Annotated in this window: 25 protein-coding genes; 2 read left to right on the forward strand and 23 right to left on the reverse strand. The window is 29.2% G+C overall.

Going from position 1 to position 21,605, the window contains the following annotated elements:
• Positions 1-8: 8 nt before the first annotated feature.
• On the reverse strand, positions 9-854 hold the full coding sequence (locus GFJ41_RS09405; protein ID WP_035114888.1) for a DegV family protein: 846 nt from the start codon (positions 852-854) through the stop codon (positions 9-11).
• 219 nt (positions 855-1,073) lie between these two features.
• Here GFJ41_RS09405 and GFJ41_RS09410 point away from each other — a divergent pair, with 219 nt between their 5' ends.
• Complete coding sequence (locus GFJ41_RS09410) at positions 1,074-1,994, forward strand: CPBP family intramembrane glutamic endopeptidase (protein WP_226890243.1); 921 nt, start codon at positions 1,074-1,076, stop codon at positions 1,992-1,994.
• A gap of 54 nt (positions 1,995-2,048) precedes the next feature.
• Here the strand turns inward: GFJ41_RS09410 and GFJ41_RS09415 are convergent, their stop codons facing one another.
• The 11 genes from GFJ41_RS09415 to GFJ41_RS09465 all read right to left on the reverse strand — a co-directional run bounded on the left by GFJ41_RS09415 (position 2,049) and on the right by GFJ41_RS09465 (position 10,203).
• Entirely contained in the window at positions 2,049-2,918 is an 870-nt protein-coding gene (locus GFJ41_RS09415) for an NAD(P)/FAD-dependent oxidoreductase (RefSeq protein WP_035114892.1), read from the reverse strand.
• Between the two features lie 99 nt (positions 2,919-3,017).
• Complete coding sequence (trxA, locus tag GFJ41_RS09420) at positions 3,018-3,332, reverse strand: thioredoxin (RefSeq protein ID WP_035114895.1); 315 nt, start codon at positions 3,330-3,332, stop codon at positions 3,018-3,020.
• A gap of 167 nt (positions 3,333-3,499) precedes the next feature.
• A complete protein-coding gene (locus tag GFJ41_RS09425) occupies positions 3,500-4,732 on the reverse strand; it encodes a sensor histidine kinase (protein ID WP_035114897.1) in 1,233 nt (410 codons plus the stop codon).
• Positions 4,722-5,393 (reverse strand): response regulator transcription factor, encoded by a 672-nt coding sequence (locus tag GFJ41_RS09430; protein ID WP_035114899.1) that lies wholly within the window; start codon positions 5,391-5,393, stop codon positions 4,722-4,724. The genes GFJ41_RS09425 and GFJ41_RS09430 overlap by 11 nt, the downstream gene beginning before the upstream one ends.
• 115 nt (positions 5,394-5,508) lie before the next feature.
• Complete coding sequence (locus tag GFJ41_RS09435; protein ID WP_170075190.1) at positions 5,509-5,805, reverse strand: hypothetical protein; 297 nt, start codon at positions 5,803-5,805, stop codon at positions 5,509-5,511.
• Positions 5,795-6,214: a DUF1284 domain-containing protein gene (locus GFJ41_RS09440; RefSeq protein WP_170075191.1), complete on the reverse strand. Its 420-nt coding sequence runs from the start codon at positions 6,212-6,214 to the stop codon at positions 5,795-5,797. The genes GFJ41_RS09435 and GFJ41_RS09440 overlap by 11 nt, the downstream gene beginning before the upstream one ends.
• Entirely contained in the window at positions 6,208-6,750 is a 543-nt protein-coding gene (locus GFJ41_RS09445; RefSeq protein ID WP_170075192.1) for a biotin transporter BioY, read from the reverse strand. Before GFJ41_RS09445 ends, GFJ41_RS09440 begins: the two co-directional genes overlap by 7 nt.
• Positions 6,751-6,935: 185 nt before the next feature.
• Positions 6,936-8,060 (reverse strand): sodium ion-translocating decarboxylase subunit beta, encoded by a 1,125-nt coding sequence (locus tag GFJ41_RS09450; RefSeq protein ID WP_035115600.1) that lies wholly within the window; start codon positions 8,058-8,060, stop codon positions 6,936-6,938.
• Between the two features lie 35 nt (positions 8,061-8,095).
• Positions 8,096-8,452 (reverse strand): biotin/lipoyl-containing protein, encoded by a 357-nt coding sequence (locus GFJ41_RS09455; RefSeq protein ID WP_170075193.1) that lies wholly within the window; start codon positions 8,450-8,452, stop codon positions 8,096-8,098.
• Positions 8,453-8,488: 36 nt separating this feature from the next.
• Positions 8,489-8,785, reverse strand: coding sequence for an OadG family protein (locus tag GFJ41_RS09460; protein ID WP_035114910.1), 297 nt, complete (start codon positions 8,783-8,785; stop codon positions 8,489-8,491).
• Between the two features lie 17 nt (positions 8,786-8,802).
• Positions 8,803-10,203, reverse strand: coding sequence for an oxaloacetate decarboxylase subunit alpha (locus GFJ41_RS09465; RefSeq protein WP_170075194.1), 1,401 nt, complete (start codon positions 10,201-10,203; stop codon positions 8,803-8,805).
• 306 nt (positions 10,204-10,509) lie between these two features.
• Between GFJ41_RS09465 and GFJ41_RS09470 the strand changes: the two genes are divergently transcribed.
• Complete coding sequence (locus GFJ41_RS09470) at positions 10,510-11,187, forward strand: GntR family transcriptional regulator (protein WP_170075195.1); 678 nt, start codon at positions 10,510-10,512, stop codon at positions 11,185-11,187.
• Between the two features lie 18 nt (positions 11,188-11,205).
• Here the strand turns inward: GFJ41_RS09470 and citG are convergent, their stop codons facing one another.
• The 11 genes from citG to lepB form a co-directional block, all read right to left on the reverse strand.
• On the reverse strand, positions 11,206-12,573 hold the full coding sequence (citG, locus tag GFJ41_RS09475; protein ID WP_170075196.1) for a triphosphoribosyl-dephospho-CoA synthase CitG: 1,368 nt from the start codon (positions 12,571-12,573) through the stop codon (positions 11,206-11,208).
• On the reverse strand, positions 12,551-13,579 hold the full coding sequence (gene citC / locus GFJ41_RS09480) for a [citrate (pro-3S)-lyase] ligase (protein WP_170075197.1): 1,029 nt from the start codon (positions 13,577-13,579) through the stop codon (positions 12,551-12,553). Before citC ends, citG begins: the two co-directional genes overlap by 23 nt.
• A gap of 15 nt (positions 13,580-13,594) precedes the next feature.
• Complete coding sequence (locus GFJ41_RS09485) at positions 13,595-13,795, reverse strand: hypothetical protein (protein ID WP_170075198.1); 201 nt, start codon at positions 13,793-13,795, stop codon at positions 13,595-13,597.
• A complete protein-coding gene (locus GFJ41_RS09490) occupies positions 13,788-14,213 on the reverse strand; it encodes a phosphate-starvation-inducible PsiE family protein (protein WP_170075199.1) in 426 nt (141 codons plus the stop codon). Before GFJ41_RS09490 ends, GFJ41_RS09485 begins: the two co-directional genes overlap by 8 nt.
• Positions 14,214-14,292: 79 nt before the next feature.
• On the reverse strand, positions 14,293-15,654 hold the full coding sequence (gene citS / locus GFJ41_RS09495; RefSeq protein ID WP_170075200.1) for a citrate/sodium symporter CitS: 1,362 nt from the start codon (positions 15,652-15,654) through the stop codon (positions 14,293-14,295).
• Positions 15,655-15,725: 71 nt separating this feature from the next.
• A complete protein-coding gene (citF, locus tag GFJ41_RS09500) occupies positions 15,726-17,279 on the reverse strand; it encodes a citrate lyase subunit alpha (RefSeq protein WP_170075201.1) in 1,554 nt (517 codons plus the stop codon).
• Positions 17,279-18,178 carry an aldolase/citrate lyase family protein gene (locus GFJ41_RS09505; RefSeq protein ID WP_035114925.1) on the reverse strand — a complete coding sequence of 300 codons (900 nt, stop codon included), beginning with the start codon at positions 18,176-18,178 and terminating at the stop codon, positions 17,279-17,281. The genes citF and GFJ41_RS09505 overlap by 1 nt, the downstream gene beginning before the upstream one ends.
• 11 nt (positions 18,179-18,189) lie before the next feature.
• Positions 18,190-18,474, reverse strand: coding sequence for a citrate lyase acyl carrier protein (citD, locus tag GFJ41_RS09510; RefSeq protein ID WP_035114927.1), 285 nt, complete (start codon positions 18,472-18,474; stop codon positions 18,190-18,192).
• Between the two features lie 221 nt (positions 18,475-18,695).
• Positions 18,696-20,042, reverse strand: a complete 1,347-nt coding sequence (gene citS / locus GFJ41_RS09515) for a citrate/sodium symporter CitS (RefSeq protein WP_170075202.1) — start codon at positions 20,040-20,042, stop codon at positions 18,696-18,698.
• Positions 20,043-20,177: 135 nt separating this feature from the next.
• Positions 20,178-20,855: a GntR family transcriptional regulator gene (locus GFJ41_RS09520; RefSeq protein ID WP_035114933.1), complete on the reverse strand. Its 678-nt coding sequence runs from the start codon at positions 20,853-20,855 to the stop codon at positions 20,178-20,180.
• An 87-nt stretch (positions 20,856-20,942) separates the two neighbouring features.
• The gene (lepB, locus tag GFJ41_RS09525) at positions 20,943-21,476 is read right to left on the reverse strand and encodes a signal peptidase I (RefSeq protein ID WP_035114935.1); all 534 of its coding nucleotides are present in this window, start codon (positions 21,474-21,476) and stop codon (positions 20,943-20,945) included.
• Between the last annotated feature and the right edge of the window lie 129 nt (positions 21,477-21,605).

Consider the following 21,605-nt stretch of genomic DNA (forward strand, 5'->3'; position numbering starts at 1 on the left):
CAGTCTTTTTATATATCAGAACAAACTATACCTATTATACCAGGTCCTGTATGTGAACATATACTTGAACTAACATTTTCAACTATTATTTTACTTACATCAAACTCTTCTTCTATTTTTTCTTTAAATGAAATAAGCTCAAGTTCATTATCTCCATAAGTAAGCATTACTCTTTTTTTGCTTAAATCATTTCCTATATTTTCTTTTATTGTATTTATTATTTTATTTAAAACTTGCTTTTTTCCTCTTACTTGCCCTACAGGCTTTACAACACCTTCTTCTACAGAAAGGATAGGCTTTATATTTAACATATTTCCTATAGTTGCCTTTGCTAAAGACAGCCTTCCACCCTTTTGCAAATAATCTAATGTATCTACAGTAAAAAATATTTTTATACTTTTCTTAACTTCTTCTAGATGATTAATTATATTAGATACAGGTTCTCCATTTTCAATCATTTCTGCTGCTGATAAAACAAAGCAAGAACTACCTATAGATAAATTTTTTGTATCAAATATATATACCTCTCCATCTAAGTCGTTTTTTGCCATAGTTGCACTTTGTAATGTTCCTGATGCAGCTGATGAACCTCCTATATAAAGTATCTCTTTACCTTGACTTATATATTTTTTAAAAGTATCTAAAAATTGTATATATGTACATTGAGATGTTTTAGGCATATTTTCACTATTTCTTAACATTTTATAAAACTCTTCTTTGCTTAAATCAACTCCATCAATATACTCCTTATTATCAAATATAACAGTTAATGGAACTACATGTATGTCATATTTATTTATCAATTCTTTAGGTATATCCGACAAACTGTCACATACCAATTTTATATTACTCATTTAAATTCCTCCAAAACTAGAACTTTACAAGTATAATACTTTATTATATTATGCTTTAATATAATAATAAAGTATTATCACCTGGTATTAATTATAATAGCACATATGTTTTTTTATTTCTACTATAATATTTTTCTAATTTAATAAAGTTTTAAAATTTGTTAAATCAAAGCATATTATAAGTTTATATACAAATATTAACAATAGGAGGTGGTAGATTTGTTTTTACCAAAGAACAATCTATTTATTAAAGCAAAAGAAAGTAAATATTTAGCAAATATCATTCTCGGTCCAATATTAGCACTTTTAATGATCATATTGGGTCAAATTTTAGGAGAATTTTTAATCCCTGTTATATATAACCCCTTTGATAAATTAGTTTCTTTTTTGAACCTAAGTCCTAATTTTGCTAACTTATTTTTAGAACATATATTGCTAACTTTACCAACTATATTAATGGTATTTTTGTGGGTTAAGCTTATTGAAAAGCGAAAATTTTCTTCTATAGGTTTTACTAGCAATAATTTCATTATAAAATATCTAAAAGGATTTTGTATAGGTCTTTTTATGATGACTTCAACTGTAGCTTTATTATACTTATTTGGTTCTGTTACTGTGGATAATACTCCAAAGCAAGCAATCGGAACTCTTGCCTTATCAAATGTTTTGCTAATTATTCCAGCTTGGATGATTCAAAGTGCCAATGAAGAAATAGTTGTTAGAGGCTGGCTTATGAATGTTTTAGGAGCAAGATATACTCCGGTAGTAGGTCTAATAGTGTCTTCAGTATTCTTTGGCGTTGTTCATTTAGCTAATCCAGGTGTAACATTTATTGCTGTGCTTAATATAATTTTAGTTGGATTATTTTTAGGTATGTATGTAATAAAGACAAATAATTTATGGGGAGTATGTGGAATTCATGCAGCTTGGAATTTTTCTCAAGGAAATGTTTTTGGATTCGAGGTTAGCGGAGGTAAAGCTTTAATAGGTTCTATTTTTGATTTAAAATTAAAAGGAAGTGATTTTATATCTGGTGGAATTTTCGGTCCAGAAGCTGGAATATGTGCAACTATAGTTTTAACTGTTTGCGCAATTATAATTGCAATTAGCTTAAAAAATAAAAAAATATTAAATGATTAAATTATAAAAATACAGAAAACCTCCTTTAAAAATAAAAGGAGGTTTTCTGTATTTTTATTTTAGGCTTTCTCTCTTCTTTTTATCCAAATAGCTAACTGCGTTAAGTGCAGCTATTTGACCTTGACCTGCTGATTTTAAATATTGATATGGCTTACCTGCACAATCCCCACAAGCATAGCATCCTGGTATATTAGTTTCCATATTTATATTAACTTTTATATGTACTCCTTCAGTCTCTATTCCTGGTACTAAAGCCTTTGGAGAAGCACTATCTTTCATAACAAATACACCATCAACATCTAATTCTTGATTTCTAAGCTTCAATTTATTAACTAAATTATCGCCTTGTATCTCAAGTGGAAAATCTTTTATAACATCTATATTTTCATTTAAATTAAGTTCATTTTTATGCATAGGTATAAAATATGTTTTAGCCGCAATTTCACTCAAGAAGTTTGCATCTTCTTCAGCCTCATGATTATAACCTATTACTGCAACATTTTTATCTCTATATAATGGTGCATCACAAGTTGCGCAATATCCTACACCTTTTCCTAAAAATTCTTCTTCACCTTTTATAGGCTTTCCATATTCAACACCTGTTGCTATTATAACAGTGCTAGCTTCAACCATTTCATCTCCAGCCATTAATGTAAAATACTCTCCCATAGCATATACATTATTTATCTTTAACTTAGTAATTTCAATATTCATATCTTCTAAATGTTGTTTAAATTTATCCTTTAAATCATTTCCACTTATATCATAAAATCCTAAGTAATTATCTATTGATGGAGCTTTAACTAATTTAGCACTTAAATCATCATTCCCAAATAAAATTACTTTTTTATTTCTTATTGTTCCATTTATTGCTGCAGATATTCCTGCTGGCCCGCTTCCTATTACAGCTATATCATATCTCATTAAATCCACCTGCTTTCAAATTATTTACCCATTAAATATATGTAATTTAGGGTGCTAATATAACTTAGCACCCTAATAAGTCCAATCATTTAATAAATTTTATAAATGAGATTCTACTTTAGCTTTTAAACTTTCTTTTGGCATAAATCCAACTAATTTATCAACGACTTTACCATCTTTAAATATCATCATAGTTGGAACTGTTGATATTCCAAATTTTTGAGCTAATTCTAAACTTTCATCTATGTCAACCTTTACAAATTTAGCATTATTTAATTCTTCTGAAACACTTTCAAATACTGGAGCTAACATTTTGCAAGGTCCACACCATGTTGCAAAAAAGTCTACAACTACGACACCTTGATTATCTTCTACTGCACCTCTAAAATTTCCTGTATTTATTATTTTAGCCATAATATTTTCCTCCTAATATATCTATATATTTATTTTAATTTTTACTATTTAATTCTTTATTATATTATATTTTATAAAGAACTTTTATTCTGTAACTTTATCACATTTCTGTAAATTAATTACTCTTATTAAGATATTCTAATTATACCCATACACTGTTTTCTAAATCAATTATTTTTTAGCTTTTTCGGTAAAGTTATATTAAATTCTGTGCCCTCATTTAGTTTAGAATAAACTTTTATATTTCCTTTTAAACTCTTTACAATCATATTTGCAATACTAAGACCTATTCCCGATCCATCAATTCCACTTTCTCTTACAGCATCACTTCTAAAGAATCTATCAAAAACTAAATTTATATCTTTTTCATCAATTCCTATTCCACTATCTCTTATAGATATGATGCATATATTTTCTTTATTGTTTACACTTATATTTATATTGTCACCTTCATTTGTATATTTAAATGCATTATCAATAAAAATTATTAATAACTGTCTTAACTTGCATTTATCACTTACTATAAAAGGATTATTTCCATTAAAACTGTAACTAAATTTCTTTTCGTGTATATCTGAAATTTCCATATAGTCATTACTTATATTTTTTATTAATTCATATACATCAAATTCCTCTAGATTCAATTTGGTTATACTTTCTTCTTTCGTTAAATCTAGTAAATCGTTTACCATTTTTTTTAATCTTCTATTTTCTTTCATCGCATCTGCAATAGTTTCAATTTCATCACTTATAGAGTTTTCAGGATGTTTTAATAAACTTTCTAGTTTAGATGAAATTATAGTTATAGGTGTTCTCAGTTCATGAGATGCATCTTGTATAAATTTCACTTGATTACTCCATGTTTTTTCAATTGGAACAAGCGCTTTTTTTGTTAAGTATAAAGCTATGAAATAAGTTGTTACTATAGCTAAAACTGTTCCTATAAAAAATATAACTAATAGTTTGTTTAGAAGTCCCATTTCAGAATCTATATTTCTTATAATTTGAATTGTATATCCATTTACATTAAATTTAAGCTCTCTAAATGTATATGAATTATGTTTATAGGTATTAAACCCTAATCCATTACTGTTATTATATGGTATAGAATCTTTAAAATAACCATTTGGAGTAAAGAATTTCACCTTACTATCTTTGTATATATATACCATATTTTTAGGATCTAATAGTTTAGGCGTAGAATATAAATTATTTACATCCAGTTGCATTCCTATATATTCTAATTCTTCTTTTAAATGTGTATCTACATTATTATATGTTTGAACCTTAAAATAACTATATATACAAAGTGAAAATATTATTAAAAAGCTACCAACAACAGCTATATTTATTTTTATAAGGTTTTTTCTAGTGCTATATAAAATATCATTATTTATCATCAAACATATACCCCACTCTTCGTTTTGTGATTATGTATTTATGATACCCATATTTACTTAGCTTTTTCCTAAGATTACTTATGTATACTTCTACTATATCTATAGTTGAATCACTTTCCATTCCCCAAATTCTATCAAAAATTTGCTCTTTTAACAATATCGTTCCTTTATTTAAAAGTAAATATTCTAATAAATTGAATTGTTTATTTGGAATTTCTATCTCATTGTCATCTATAGTTACAATTTTTTTATTTAAATCAAGCTTCAAACCTTTAAATTCTAAAGTATTTTTACTATCAATTTTGCCTTTAGTTCTTAACATTGCATATATTCTAGCTACTAATTCTTCCATATAAAATGGTTTAGTTAGATAATCATTAGCACCTAACATAAATGCTTTAACTTTATCATCTAAACTTTCTTTTGCTGTTAAAATTAAAACCAATACATCCTCATTTTCTTTACGTATTTTTTCTAATATCTGGATTCCATCCATTCCAGGAAGCATTAAATCTAATACTACAAGATCATAAATATTTTGCTTTATAAGAAAATATGCATCTTCCCCATTACCTGTACACTCAACTTGAAAGTGATTTTCTAATTCTTTTTTAATACTTTTTAATAAACTTAAATTATCTTCTACCACAAGGATTTTCATAATTTTTCCTCCATAATATTTATATGTATATATTATTATAAAGAATAGATTTTTTCTATATTTAAACATATAAAATAAAAGTGTTATCTAAAATATTTTAGATAACACTTTTATTTTAAACCATATATTCTTTAAGATAAACACTTGAAAATTCAATAATTTCCTTATGAATAATATTTAATTCATGAAGCTCTCCATTTTTCAAATTATATACTCTATTAGATATTTCATATAGTAAGCTAAAGAAATTTTCACATTCTATATCTCCTAGATTATCTATTTTTTCACTTATATCATTAGGTATATTTAATTCATCACTTTCTATACCATAAATTGATTCATTTTTTATATCTTCAATCATAGCCATAACAATAGTTATTATTTCATTTGTATTAAATGTATTACTTACCATTTACTAAAAGTTCTCCTTTTGATTTTAATAGTATAAGTTCTTTACAGTTTGTCTTTTTATACCAACTACAGCTTTTGCAAACTTCTTCTATTATATATTCACTTATATTATTATATATCAAATTTTCGATTTTTTCATATTTATATATGCCTTCTTCTATATTGAAATAATTCATTATCTTTTTATCCATTTCAATTACTTCTTTATCTGTAGTACAAAACTTATAATCTATATTATTAGGACATTTATAACATACACTATCTAAGCTAGCAGTAATTTTTATATCTTGATTTTTAGATTTATTTAAACTTAAAATAATATCTGTCATATTATCAGTAAAGTCTTTACTGTAACCTCTTCCTATAAAAGCTTTCATGCAAAAAAGATGGTGAGGCCTGATTTCTAGCATAAAAATGCCTCTTTTTTAATTCTTCTTTTTACATTAATTCCAATAGTAGTAGCTAGTGCTACTTTAAATAAGTCTACTACTATAAAAGGTGCTACACACACCATAAATCCTTCAATAAATCCAACTCCAGCTACAAATGAATACCATAATGTTCCTATGGTATAATTTATCATAAGAGATATAATCATAGCTATCATTATAGGTAATATAGTGTCATATTTATCGCTTACATATCCTATTAATAATGCCATTAATGGAAAAGCCATTATAAACCCACCTGTATATCCAAATAATATACCAGCTCCTCCGCTCATTTGTGCAAATACGGGCATTCCTATGGCTCCCAATAATATATATATAACCTGAGTTACAAATCCTTTTTTTGCCCCAAGTATTACTCCGCTTATTGTTACTGCAAATACTTGCATAGTAAGTGGAACTGTTGAAAATGGAAGGGGTATTGCAATTTGAGCTAAAATAGCTGTTATACTTGCAAACATGGCACAAATTATTAATTCTTTAGTGTTTAGTTTCATATATCCTCCTTATTAGTTAACCATATAAATTAAATAGTTTACATTTTTATTGTACATAGATTAAAACCTTTTTGTCAACTATTTAAATTTTCAAGTTAACGATAACTAAAGCTAAAAAGCTATTTCAATATAAGAAGCTCTAAAGCTAGAACTCATATCTTATATCAAAATAGCTTTTATTTTTATTATTTAACAAATAGTTGTAATAAAACTCCTGCTGCTACAGCTGATCCTATAACACCTGCAACATTAGGTCCCATTGCATGCATAAGTAAGAAGTTTGAAGGATTTTCTTTTTGACCAACCTTTTGAACAACTCTTGCTGCCATAGGAACTGCTGAAACTCCTGCTGCTCCTATCATTGGATTAACCTTTCCGCCGCTTACTTTGTACATTATTTTACCAAATAAAACTCCTGCTGCTGTTCCTACTGCAAATGCTACAAGTCCCATAGCAGTTATTCCTAACGTTTGTGAAGTTAAAAATGTCTCTGCATTTGCTGTCGCTCCAACAGTTAATCCTAATATTATAGTTATTATGTATAGCATAGGACCTGTTGCAGTTTCAACTAACTTTGGAACCACTCCACTTTCCTTTATTAAGTTTCCAAACATAAGCATTCCTATAAGAGGTGCCGCTGTTGGCAATAACCCTATAACTAATATCATTATAACTATTGGGAATATTATTTTCTCTGTCTTTGAAACAGGTCTTAATTGCTCCATTTTTACCATACGTTCTTCTTTAGTAGTCAGAGCTTTTATTATTGGAGGTTGTATAACTGGAACTAGTGCCATATAAGAATATGCTGCAAGAGCTATAGTTCCTAATAGATGTGGCGCTAATTTTCCTGTTAAATATATCGCTGTTGGACCATCTGCTCCCCCAATTATACCTATAGATGCCGATTCTGGACCTGTAAATCCTAATAGTATAGCTCCCATAAATGCAAAGAATACACCAAATTGAGCCGCTGCTCCTAGTAAAAGTGTTTTAGGATTTGCAATTATCGGACCAAAATCTGTACTTGCACCTATGCATAAAAATATTAGAGGTGGATAAATTCCTAATTTTGTTCCTTGATATAAGTAATATAAAAGTCCTCCATTTTCCGAATCGGTAGCTGCTTTCATTAAGTCAACTCCTGGCATATTAGCAAGAAGCATACCTATAGATATAGGTATTAAAAGATATGGTTCATACCCCTTTGCTATAGCTAAGTATAAAAATACACATGCTATTAAAATCATTATTATTTGTCTATAATCTACTATTGCAAATCCAGTGTTTGCAAAGAAAGTCTGTAACATTTCTAACACAGTAACGCCCCCTATTTTCTATACGATTATCCTATTTGTACTAAGCTATCCCCAAGATTTACATTTTGCCCTTTTTCAACATCAACAGAAATAACTGTTCCATCTATTGGAGCTACTATTTCATTTTCCATTTTCATAGCTTCAAGTATAGCTATAACTTGGCCTTTCTTTACTTTGTCCCCATTACTAACCATTATATTTACTATAGTTCCTGGCATTGGAGCATCTATAGCTTCTTCTGAACCTGCAACTTGAACTTCCTTCTTAGGTTGTGGTGCTTTCTCTTGGATTGTAGGCTGTGGTCTTTCTCCTTTTTTTACTTCTTCAATTTCAACTTCATAAACTTTTCCATTTAATGTTATGTGATATGTTTTAGCGCTCATTTTTATCTCTCCCTTAAAAATTCATTATTATAGCTATTATTTTATTCTTGTTATTCTCTTTACATGAAGATTAGGATTTATTTTTCCTTCACCTGCCATTATAGATGCTGCAAGTGCAACTACTACTCTATCTTCTTCATCATCTTCATCAAAAGCTATTTGTTCTTTTTCTACTTCTTTTTTAATAACTGTTTTTACTTGTGGTTTTGCTTTAAATATATATTTAAACGAAGACAATACAAGAGATATCAATATTAAAGTTAAAAATACTATAGTCATACTAGATATAGTTATATTGATAGCTTCCATTATACTTATTTCATTACCAAACATTAATTATCACCCATTTTCTACATAGTTACTGTTATATAGTGAATTTTATTTTCTTCACTTAACTCTTCTTCTTTTTTTGGATTGTATTTATTTTCTAAGAAATTCGGTGCTACTTGTGGGAATAATGCATATGTTAATACATCTTCATCACACTTAGCTAATTTCCCAGCTTCAGACTTTATCTTTTCAAATTCTGGTTCTAAAAGATCTGCCGGTCTTATAGTTATAACTTCTTCTTCACCTATTATTTTTTTCTTAATATCTTTATCTATAGGTGCTGGAGCTTTTCCATATTGTCCTTTTACATAATCTTTTATTTCTTTTGGAACTAGTTTATATCTCTCTCCAGTTAATACATTGAATAAAGCTTGAGTTCCTACCATTTGACTCATAGGTGTAACTAATGGAGGGTATCCAAGGTCTGCTCTAACTCTTGGAACTTCTTTTAATACATCTTCGTATTTTTCAGTTGCATTTTGTTGCTTTAACTGAGAAAGTAAATTAGAAAGCATTCCGCCTGGAACCTTATAATTTAAAGTTTGAGGCTCTGTCAATAACACTTTTGGATTTAAAGTACCTTGTTCCATATATTTATCTCTTATAGGTTTAAAGTATTCTGCAACTTCTAGTAAAGCTTCCATATTTAATCCTGGATTTCTTTCCATTTCACTAAATGTTACAGCTAAGGATTCTGTTGGAGGTTGAGATGTTCCTCCCGAAAATGGAGATATTGCGGTATCTATTATATCTACTCCAGCTTCAACAGCTTTCATATATATCATATCCGCTATCCCACTAGTACAATGCGTATGTAATTCTATTGGCAGGTTACTTATAGATTTCATCTTTTTGACTAGCTCATAAGCGTTATACGGAGTTAAAACTCCAGCCATATCTTTTATACATATAGAATCCGCCCCCATAGATTCCATGTCCTTTAAAAGACCTAAGTAATACTCTGTTGTATGAACATCACTTGTAGTGTACGAAATTGCACACTGGCAATGCCCACCATATTTTTTGATAGCTTTCACAGATGCTTCGATATTTCTAACATCATTTAACGCATCAAATACTCTTATTATATCGATACCGTTTTCCAGCGAAAGTTTAATAAATTTATCAACTAGGTCATCTGCATAGTTTCTATATCCAAGAAGATTTTGTCCTCTTAAAAGCATTTGTAATTTAGTATTTTTTACTATTTTTCTTATTTCCCTTAATCTTTCCCATGGGTCTTCGTTTAGAAAACGTATGCATGCATCAAACGTTGCTCCACCCCAAACTTCCATAGAGTGATATCCTACCTTGTCCATAGTTTCTAATATAGGTAGTATTTCTTCTGTGGTTAACCTTGTAGCAATTAAAGACTGATGCCCATCCCTTAATGCTGTTTCAGTTATTTTTAACTGATTCACTATATCCTCACACTCCTAATTTTATAAATATATACCCAATTTAAAATTTTACCTCAATTACATTATATATTGTTTCGTTTAATTTCTAAAGCCTTTTTAAGTTTTTTCATTGTTTTTTTAGTGTGTTTTTTAAATAATTAATCATTTTATTAAGCTTTTATCTTATTTAAATTATTTTTGTATAGTAGTAAAATAATCTTATTTTTTGTCTATTTTTGTTTATTAAGTATTGGTATTTTTGTTTTTTTAAGTTAAAATTTAAAATATAGAAAACATTTTCACACTTTAATTTGAAAGGTAGAACTTATGCATAACTGGATTGATGAACTCGTAAGCAATACAGACTTCTCTCAGAACAAACCTTTAAGGGACGTTGTCTATGAAAGTTTAAGAACAACAATAATAAGCGGTAAAATACCAGTTGGTGAACGTATCATTGAAAAAGAATACGCTGATAAACTAAAAATTAGTAGAACTCCAATACGTGAAGCCTTAAAGAAACTGCAATCAGAAGAACTTGTTGAATATATCCCAAAGTATGGAGTAGTTGTAAAAACCGTCACTAAAGATGATGCTTTAGAGGTCTATAAAATAAGAGAGGCCTTAGAAATTTTAATTATTAATAACACTATAGATAATATTACTGAAGATGAAATATGTCAAATAAAAATTTTGCTGGATTTAACAGAAGCAAAAAATTCTGAAGGAAAATTAGATGAAGTTCAAAATTTATTTAAAGAGTTTAATACTTCTATATATAAGGCTAGTAAAATGAATAGACTTCCTTTAATGATATCTCAAATAAATGATTATTTACATCATTTTAGAAATATTTCAATACTAGATGAAAATAGAAGAAAAAATGCAATTTTTGAGCATCGAAAAATTTTAGAAGCTATTATAAATAGAGATAGAGATTTAGCTGAGAAATTTATAAAAAAACATTTAAAAGATTCATTATCTATAGTTTTAAAAGAAATATAGGGTGTTTGCTTAATCACCCTATATTTTATAAAATATATCGTAAACTTCACCTAGAAAAATGACTATTGCTAACAAATCCGCACTTCCTCCAGGACTTATACGCTTATCTATGTATTCTGCTTCCAATTTGAACGCTAGTTTTTTTCCCTCATCAGTACTCATTCCTCCTGACTGTAATAAATTTTTACAATCTTTGTGTACTTTTTTCAGTGTTTCTATATCATGTCTATACAGAATAGTACTATCTTCTACTTCACTCATTAATATTAATAGTGTATGTGAATAGAGGTCGTTTCCCTTTAAATTTAGTGTTTTATATTCAATTAATATTTTATTAAATATAAAATCTAATCCATCACTAACTTGCCCTCTTATCCCTGTGAATCCATATTTTTGATATAACTTTTCTCCATGGCTCAACTGATTTTTTTTGTCTAAATTTTTAAAATCATCTAATATATTTTTAACCATATTTTTTATGATTTTTTGTATATTTTCAAATAGCTTCTCATCATATATATTCTTTGATACACTAGCTATTACTATTCCCATTAGAAATATCATACCTTTATGGGTATTTATCTCTTTTGTAGCCTTAAACATTTCCTCTTCTGCTTTTTGACCTATTTTCCTTATTTGTTTAAATATATTTTCTTCACTATTATATGAATATCCATGTTCAGCCATTTTTTTTAAATACGGTACGATTGCAAATCCACTATCTAAAAAAGTATAATAATCCATATCATTATGTGACCCACTACTTATAGGCGACACTAATCCAAATGATGGATATGTTGACACCTCCGAAATTATAGATTTTAAAGCTAAATTAGATAATTTTGACGATATAAAGTCTCTTTTTTTTAAATACTTTATGTACTCATTATATTTCTTTTCAAAATATGATTTTATTTCATTTATGCTATGACTTTGTTTTCTAGAACAAATATTTGCATCTAATTCACATAAAAAACATCTTCTATTTCCTTTGCCTAAATCTCTACGTGATATCGCGAAAACTTTTTCCCCATTAATTTTATAAACATCTATATCAACACATCTACCTAAAATATGATTTTCTTCAATATCAATCATTAATCTCTTAGTACTAAAAAAGTCTAAATCAATTAAAAAGTGAGTTATATAACCCTCTAAATTTTTATATTTTTTCTTTAAAACTATCAGTTCGCCACATATTTCACTTATTTCATCACTTATTACACCTTGTATTTCATCTGTTATAAAATTTGACTTTTCTAAACCAGGATAATTCACCCTGACAGTTACTAGTGTACATATGTTATGTTCTTGAAGTAACTGCTCTTGAAGTTGTACTCGTTTTTCTCTATCTAGTAAAAATCTATCTATTTCGCTTAATTTCATTCCTTATTTTTTTCCCTTCTCTACTAAGTAAAAAATTATATGTCACGCTAGGCACAATATCTTTAATTTCTTCTATTTTGTCTTGTGACAGTAATCTTCTTACGTTTGACGCACTTATATCTTGTTCATCATATTGTTTTCTATCTACTATTTTAATATCAATATTATACTTTGGCAAAACTTCCTTTAAAGTTGAATTATACTCTTTTGTTACTATACATGTATTTTCACTACCCACATACCTAGATTTAATATTTAGTTTATCAGCAAAATATTTCCCAAATATATTGCAATCAATTTTAGTATACTCTTTTAAGCCATCATCATTTTCTTTTAAAAAATATGTTGGAAAAGTTGTACTTGAAATTATATACTCAGTACTCTCTACAACTAATACATTCCTTAGATCCTTAACTCCCTCTTTAACTAATTCTAACCTAGAATTGAATGGGAATACCGATTTATCTTCCTCCACTAAAAAAACTATCACATTATCATTTTCGTTGGCCACTTTTTCTATTAAGTATCTATGTCCTAGTGTAAATGGATTGCAATTCACAACTAAGGAAGCATGCTCTTTAGTTGTATCTATATTGTGCTTTCTTATTAATTCGGATAGAGTATTTTCTATTTTTTTATTCCCAGTCTCTAGCAAACTTACTTTATCTGTCTCTATTATCAAACTGTACCCTAGATTTTTAAATAGATATGTATTTTCTGGCTTTGTAAATATAAAGTTATGATATACGTCCTCTTCAAATAGCTTATTTGTTATTTTTGATACCAAAATATTTGAAATACCCTCTCCTTGGTAATACTCATCTATTGCAAAACATTTTAAAACTTTCCCCAATTTAGAACACGTTGCAATTATATTTTTTCCATCTTTTACTACTATTGTATAATCAACATCTTCATATTTTAAATTAAATTTGCTTAAGAAATTTTCAACTAATTTATATTCATAAGTAGAATTTAAATCTATAGTCTCTATATCGTAATTCATTAAATACCTCTCAATCTAATTAGAAAAAATTTTATTTAATAAAGTAAAACCTATCATAAATAAAAATAGTGTAATAGCTATTACCGCGCCATCTTTACCACTAGCTATAGTATATTTAACTTTTTTATTAGCTATGTTTTCAGCATCTTTAAACATACCTTCACTTCTGATTTCTTTTAGAAGTTCTTTATTATTTTTTCTTTTTTTATTATCCATGTTCAACCTCCTCTTTCTCTACTATAATCTCTCTATTCATTAAGAACTTCTTTATAGCAAATAATATAGCAATAGATATAACGCCTAAAAAAAAATCATCCATGGAATCCTTTTTAGGAAGTAGTATCAGTTTCCTAGCTATCGCGTATAAGAGCACTTCTAATATGGCTTCTGCCTTATGTAATGTAAGCATTATAACTAATTCTATTGCTATAACTAAAAGCAATATATGAGCTAGAATATTATTCAATTGCTCATACTGTACAGGATTTTTAAAGTCAACAATATAATATCCCCATATAATTCTCAAACTGTCTATCGTTCCTAATATTACAACTCCTATCACAACTGACGCTAGTATAAATTCAAACATATTAGATATTTTCAAAACTTTACTCTTGTTATAAATTTTTTTCATTTCATCCCCTCTAAAATTATATATTTCAATATGTTGAAAAAGAGCATTGCTCAAGACAACACTCTTTTATGCGTGATACTTAGAAAAATATTCCAAACATTATACTAGCTATTACGAGCATCATTCCCCCACCTAGTCGTGATGAAATTTGTGCAAATGAAATTAAATCCATACGCTTCGCTGCACCTAATACTGCTAAATCTCCCGATCCTCCTCTATTTGCCATACATAATCCGGCTGTTATAGCTGTCTCTATTGGGTAGAACCCAACTATCCATCCAATAACTCCAGAACCTATTATAGCTCCTAATACTATAAATGTTGCTATTACAAGGTTAGATATTGTAAATGCAGCTATTATTTCCCCTAAATCTGTTAAAGCTATACCAACTCCAACCATTATTACTAATAAAAATTGTTTTGAGAAAAACCCTTGTAATTTTTTTGCTCCTTCTTTTAGTTCTAGTGGTATCAAATTTAATACATTACATGCTGCAACTAAAAGAACCATCCATGCAAATCTGTGGATTTCTATTTTAACATCTATTCCAAACAGGGTAAATTCTGGTATTTTCACCATATCTCCTAATATATTTCCTGCAACATAAAATGTCGCTGCTAATATCAATCCTACTGCAACTTCCCTTGCAGTTACCTTTACTTCTACTTTTTCATCTAATTTTGATAAATCTTCTGCATTTCGTATAAGTTCTCCTCTTCCATTAAATTTATTTCCAATTTTGGTTTCTCCAAATTTATTTAATATTGCAGCGGTTATTATAGCTACTATATTCGCTATAGTTAGTATTGATAGTGCAAATGATAAAAATTTTCCCGGATCTCCACCTGTTACACTTGCATATATTTCACTCATAGGGATTGCTCCCGCTCCTGTTCCTCCACCCATTATAGGAAGAACATAAGAAGTAGCTATCTCGTTAGCCGGTATACCAAATAGCATCCCTCCTAATATTCCAAATACAAATGCACAAAAAACTCCACCTAGTATTGCTGGTAAATACCCTGCAAAAGCTTTTAATAATAACTTTCTATTAACTGCTAATATAGATCCTGTTATCAGAACCGCTATAAATAAATCTAGAAAATCTGCTGTATCCATAAACATTTTTACAGTTTCAACAGTGCTCTCTGGTATAAATCCTATATATACTAACCATGCTGATCCTAGAAAGGCTAGTATAGATCCCCCTCCAACATACTCTTTCCATATAGGAATTCTATCTCCGATGGTTCCAAATAATATACCTATTGTATATAGCAATGCAAATGCCCCTAATGAGTTATCAGGTAACTTCCCTTTTAACATTGCGAATATTACTATTCCTGTAATAACAGCAAACATTTGCCATGGCATTCCAAACATTTTAAATGACGATTTTACCGATGATTCCTTTTTAATTTTTACATCTACTGTTGTCATTAGTTAGACCCCTCCAAATTTTATATATTAATATATCTTAATACTATTTATATCCATACTTAGTTACTACTTTATTTTTTTATCTTCTTAACAACATCAATTATGCTTCCATCTCTATACTCAATTACCGCGACTACTTCATCTGTAAACTCTATTTCCTTAGGCGTTCCTAGTAATCTAGTAGCTATAAGTCTTAATTCATTTAATGTTACTACATTTATACCATATTCTATAAATTTATTTTTTAAATCATCTCTATTAGGATTAACCGCCACTCCATAATCTGTGACAACAACGTCTACAGTTGACCCTGGTGTAACTACAGTAGTAACCCTGTCTATTACTGTTGATATTCTTCCTCTTGTTAATGGAGCTACTAATATAGATACTTTAGCAGCTGCAGCTGTATCACTATGACCTCCTGATGCAGCTCTTATAACCCCATCCGATCCAGAGATAACGTTTACATTAAAGTCAGTATCAATTTCTAATGCACTTAATATAACAAAGTCTAATTTATTTACACCTGCTGATTTGTTAAATGGATTTGCATAAAAATCAGCACTAACTTCTACATGTCTCTCATTTCTGCCTACAGATTCAGCTGCAAATAAGTCAAAGCTTTGAACATCATATAATTGCTGTACTAAACCTTCTTCAAGTAACTCTACCATCGGTTTAGTTATTCCTCCTAAAGCATAGCTACATTTAATTTCCTGTTTTATTAGTTCCTCTTTTACAAATCTAGTGACAGCAAGTGAAGCTCCTCCTGAACCTGTCTGCATAGAAAAACCATCTTTAAATAGTCCTGATGCTAACATTACATCTAATACTCTTTTTGCCATTAACAGTTCTTTAGGATTCGACGTAAACCTAGTAGCTCCAGACATTATTCCTTTTGAGTCCCCGATTTCATCTACTAGTACAACGTAATCAACTAATGTTTGTGGTATGCTTTGTGGAAAATTAGGGTAGTCAACAAGCGTATCCGTAACTACTATTACTTTATCTGCATATTGTGCATCTACCATAGCATACCCTAAAGATCCGCAAATTGATTTTCCCTTAACTCCATTTGCATTTCCCATGCAATCAGATGATGAAGCTGCTAAAAATGCAACATCTATTTTTAAATCTCCTTCAACTATAGCTCTAGCTCTTCCACCATGAGATCTTATGACTGCTGGATTTTCCCCTAATATTCCTTCTGATATTTCATTTGCTAATCTTCCTCTAAGCCCACTACTTTCAATTCTATTTACAACTCCACTTTTTATATGCTCAACCAAACCTCCATGACAGCTTGCAAGCGAACTCGATGCTATCCTAATATTTTTTATACCCATTTCCGATAGTAAATCAGTTACCATCATAACTAACTTATCTCCAGCTCTAAAATGATGGTGAAAAGATATTGTCATTCCATCTTTTACTCCAGCTTTTATTATTGCGTCCTTTAACGAATCTATAACTTTAGTTCTTTTTACCTTGTTTTTTATATTTTCACTGCTAGAATCTAAAACTGTCCCTTTCGGTTGATTTTTAAATGCAGAATCATATGCTTTTCTGTACTCATATCCTTTTATACTTTTTAATAAGCTTTCTTCTATTCTTTTATTCTTCATTATTTTTCACCTCCTATGTTTATTCCAGATGCTTTAGCTAAGGTTAAAACATGTTGAGCTCTTTCTATTATTGGTTTATCAACCATCTTACCATCTACAGTAAAAACTCCTTTACCTTCAGCTATAGCTTGTTCCGTAGCTTTTATAATTTTATATGACTTATCTATAACTTTTTTGCTTGGAGTATATACCTTATGTACTAATTCTACTTGTCTTGGATGAATTAAAGACTTTCCATCAAACCCTAATTGTTTAATAAATTTAGCTTCATTTATAAATCCTTCATCATTATTCACATCTGAGTAAACCGTATCATGTACGCTTACCCCAGCTGCTCTTGCAGCTAACACTACCATTCCTCTTGCTGCGTGTAGCTCATGTCCTTCTGGCGATCTATCTGTTTTCATACATGTAACAAAATCCTCTCCACTTAAAGCTATCCCTATAAGTCTTTTAGATGATGTCGCTATACTATATGCATTCAATACTGCAATAGGAGATTCTAAAGCAGCCATAAGTTTTGTACTCCCTATTTCTTTACCTATTTCCTTTTCAATTCTTTCAACTTCATTTTCTACAATTGAAACATCTTCAGCTGTGTCTGTTTTTGGTATTCTTATTACGTCAACTCCAGCTCTTACAACAGCCTCCAGATCTTCTTCCCAAAATTCTGTATCTAATGCATTTATTCTTACTACCGTTTCTATATCTAACTCTTTATAGTAATCCCCTAATTCCTTTAACATGTTATATACTAGTAACCTAGCTGAATCTTTTTCTGTTATTGCTATCGCATCTTCTAAATCTAGCATAATTGAATCTGGTCTGTATATATGAACATCTCTTATTAATCCAGGATTATTTCCAGGAACAAATAACATCGAACGTCTTAATTTCATAAAATACCTCCTTATATGTACTTGTATTCTTTATTTTGAGCTGACCTATGTGCAGCTGTTTGAACTCTACTTTTTATAACGGGATCTATTGCTCCTTTATCGTTTGCAAATATCTTAGCATTTTCTACATTTAAACTTTTTAAAGTTGCTTTTATAACACTTTCTATTTGTTCCCCAAATTGTGCCATTACTGTACTTTCAAGATTTAATTCTATACCATTACTACTCGGCTCTATAATTATTTGAATATCACTTGATTCTAATGTACCAGCACTAGCAGTTACCTTTAATTCCATACTCGTTACTTCCTTTCTACTTAAATTGTTTTTTTAAATCAAAACAAATTGTATACAATTTAATATTTTAGTATACTTAATTTAAGTTTAGCATACAAAATTTACACATTCAATAAATCGTTTGCCTACACTGTGTTTTTTTAGTGTTTTTTATGTTTTTATACAAATAATATAAGCTAGGCTAACTCACCTAGCTTAATTCCTTAATAAAATCTTATATTTTAAAAAAATAACCCAAACATAACACTGGCTATTATAAGCATTATTCCTCCGCCAAGCCTTGATGATATTTGTGCAAAACTCATTAAATCCATGCGTTTTGCAGCTGTCAGTACTGCAACATCTCCGGATCCTCCACGATTAGCCATACATAATCCTGCAGAAATCGCCGTTTCAATTGGATAAAACCCTACAAACCATCCTATAATTCCAGAGCCTAAAATAGCACCCAAAACTATTAATGTAGCTATAAATATGTTTCCTAATGTAAATGCCGCTATTAATTCGCCTAAATCGGTTAGTGCAATACCTACTCCGACCATTACAACAAGTAAAAATTGCTTAGAGAAAAAACCTTGAATTTTCTTTGCTCCTGCTTTTAAATCTTCCGGAATTATATCCATTACGTTAGCTAATGCAACTAAAATTACCATCCATGCAAATCTATGTATATCGATCTTTACGTCTATCCCAAATAAGGTAAACTCCGGTATAGTTATAAGTTTTGAAAATATATTACCAAGTACATAAAAACTCACCGATAAAATTAATCCTGCTGTAACCTCTCTTGCTGTTACTTTTATTTCATCCTTATTCTCTAATTTCGATATATCTTCTGCCTTTCTTATTAACTCTCCATTACCATTAAATTTAGATCCTTTTTTAGTTCCTCCTAGCTTATTTAATATGGATGCAGCTATTATTGCTATTATATTAGCTATAGTAAGTATAGAAAGTGCAAATGATAACCATTTAGCAGGGTCACCACCTGTTACGCTTGCGTAAATCTCACTCATAGGGATAGCTCCGGCTCCTGTTCCTCCACCCATTATAGGTAAAACATATTTAGTAGCTATTTCTGATGGAGCTATTCCGCATATAAATCCTCCTAATATACCAAGTATAAACGCCATAATAACTCCACCTAGTATGGCCGGTATATACCCTAAAAAAGCCTTCATTAATAATTTTCTATTTACAGATAGTATTGATCCCGTTATTAGTACACATATAAATAAATCAAGAAAATCAGCTGTATCCATAAATATCTTTACAGTTTCTACACTAGATTCAGGAATTATCCCTTTATAAACTAAAAATGCAGATCCTAAAAATGCCAATATAGGACCGCCTCCTACATACTCTTTCCATATTGGAATTCTATCTCCTACTGTCGAAAACAAAATACCAACTACATACAGTAATGCAAATGCCCCTGCCGCATTATTAGGTAAAACTTCTTTAAATGATGCAAATAAAACTATAGCTGAGATACCTAAAAATATAGACCATGGAATCCCAAACATTTTAAATTCTTTATTTTTTGAACTTATACTGTTTGATGACATAACAAATCCCCCTTTGTATACAATTTATATAATTGTATTCCATTTTTATAAATTGTATACACTCTAAGAATCGTTTTCAATAATATTAAATTTTTTTTATAAAAAAAAATAAGCATGGGATATATCATCCAATACTTATTTTTTTATTTCGCATGCTTTTATAAACGCTTTTTTTGCATTATATACATGGAGTCTCGCAACTTTTTCTGCCATCTCTTCGTCTCCAATTTCAATAGCTTTCACTATATCTTTATGCTCTTTTATAGCTTCTTTTCTTCTTTCATTAGTAAGTAAGCTTATTCTTCTCAAACTTTTTAAATAATCATATATAGTTTCTAATCTTTCTATTAACCTTTTATTTTTACTTGCATTTAGTAATATTTCATTATACTCATTATGAGCCTTTATATACTCACTATTGTTGCTATTTTTTATACATTCTTCCATTATACATATTATTTCGTTTAACCTTCTAATTTCTATTCTAGTAATATGCAAGCATGCCAATCTTGAAACCAATCCTTCTAAAACTTCTCTTATATCGTATATTTCAACTGCATCTTCTTTAGATATTCCTTTTACTAAAGTTCCCTTTCGAGGTACATTAACCGCTAATCCTTCTATTTCTAATTGTCTTAAGGCTTCTCTTACAGGAGTCCTGCTAACCCCCATACCTTGAGCTATATGATTTTCAATCAGTCTATCTCCTTGATTTAGTTTACCTTCAAATATTGCATTTCTAATTTCATGCAAAACAATCTCCCTAATTGGCCTTAAATCATCATTCTCAACTTTATCAAATATTATATTCATATATATCTACATCCTTAAATTCAGCTATTTTTTCCCCTAATAGTATTATAGTTGCTAATCCAATAATATACAAATATTTTATATTTTTCACTTTATTTCACCTAAACTTTGAAATGGAAACAATCTCATACTTACTTCACCAACTATTTCATTCTTATTCACAACTCCAACGTCAGAATCTCTACTATCTTTACTTACTAATCTATTATCACCCATAGCAAAATAGCTGTCACTTGGTATTTTTATATCTATATCTCCAGCTGTGTAAGTATCTTCTAAATAAGGTTCATCTATTAGTTTATCATTTATATAGACTTGCCCACTTTTGATTACTAAATGATCATTTGGAAGTCCTATAATTCTTTTCACTAAACTTTTTTTCTCTCCATCGCTACTTTTCAAATCAGTTTTAAATACTACTATATCTCCTCTATTTGGATTTCCAGTTTTGTATGCTAACTTATTTATTATCAAGTAATCCTTAGTATTTAAAGTTGGATACATCGATTCTCCACTTACAACTGTAGGTACAATAAAATATGTAACTATAAGCCCCATACATATAGCTAAAGTTATAACCTTTGCCCATTCAATAGTTTTTTCTATAACCTTTTCTTTCATATTATCCCCCCATACATTTATTCATGTAATTAGTTTTCTATTTTTATAAATATATGTCCTCCGCTAATTCCAAGCTTTCGTACTCTATTTTATTGCATAAAAAAAACCTAGATAACAATTTGTTACCTA

This window comes from Paraclostridium dentum (assembly GCF_012922555.1).
Taxonomy (GTDB): Bacteria; Bacillota; Clostridia; order Peptostreptococcales; family Peptostreptococcaceae; genus Paraclostridium; species Paraclostridium dentum.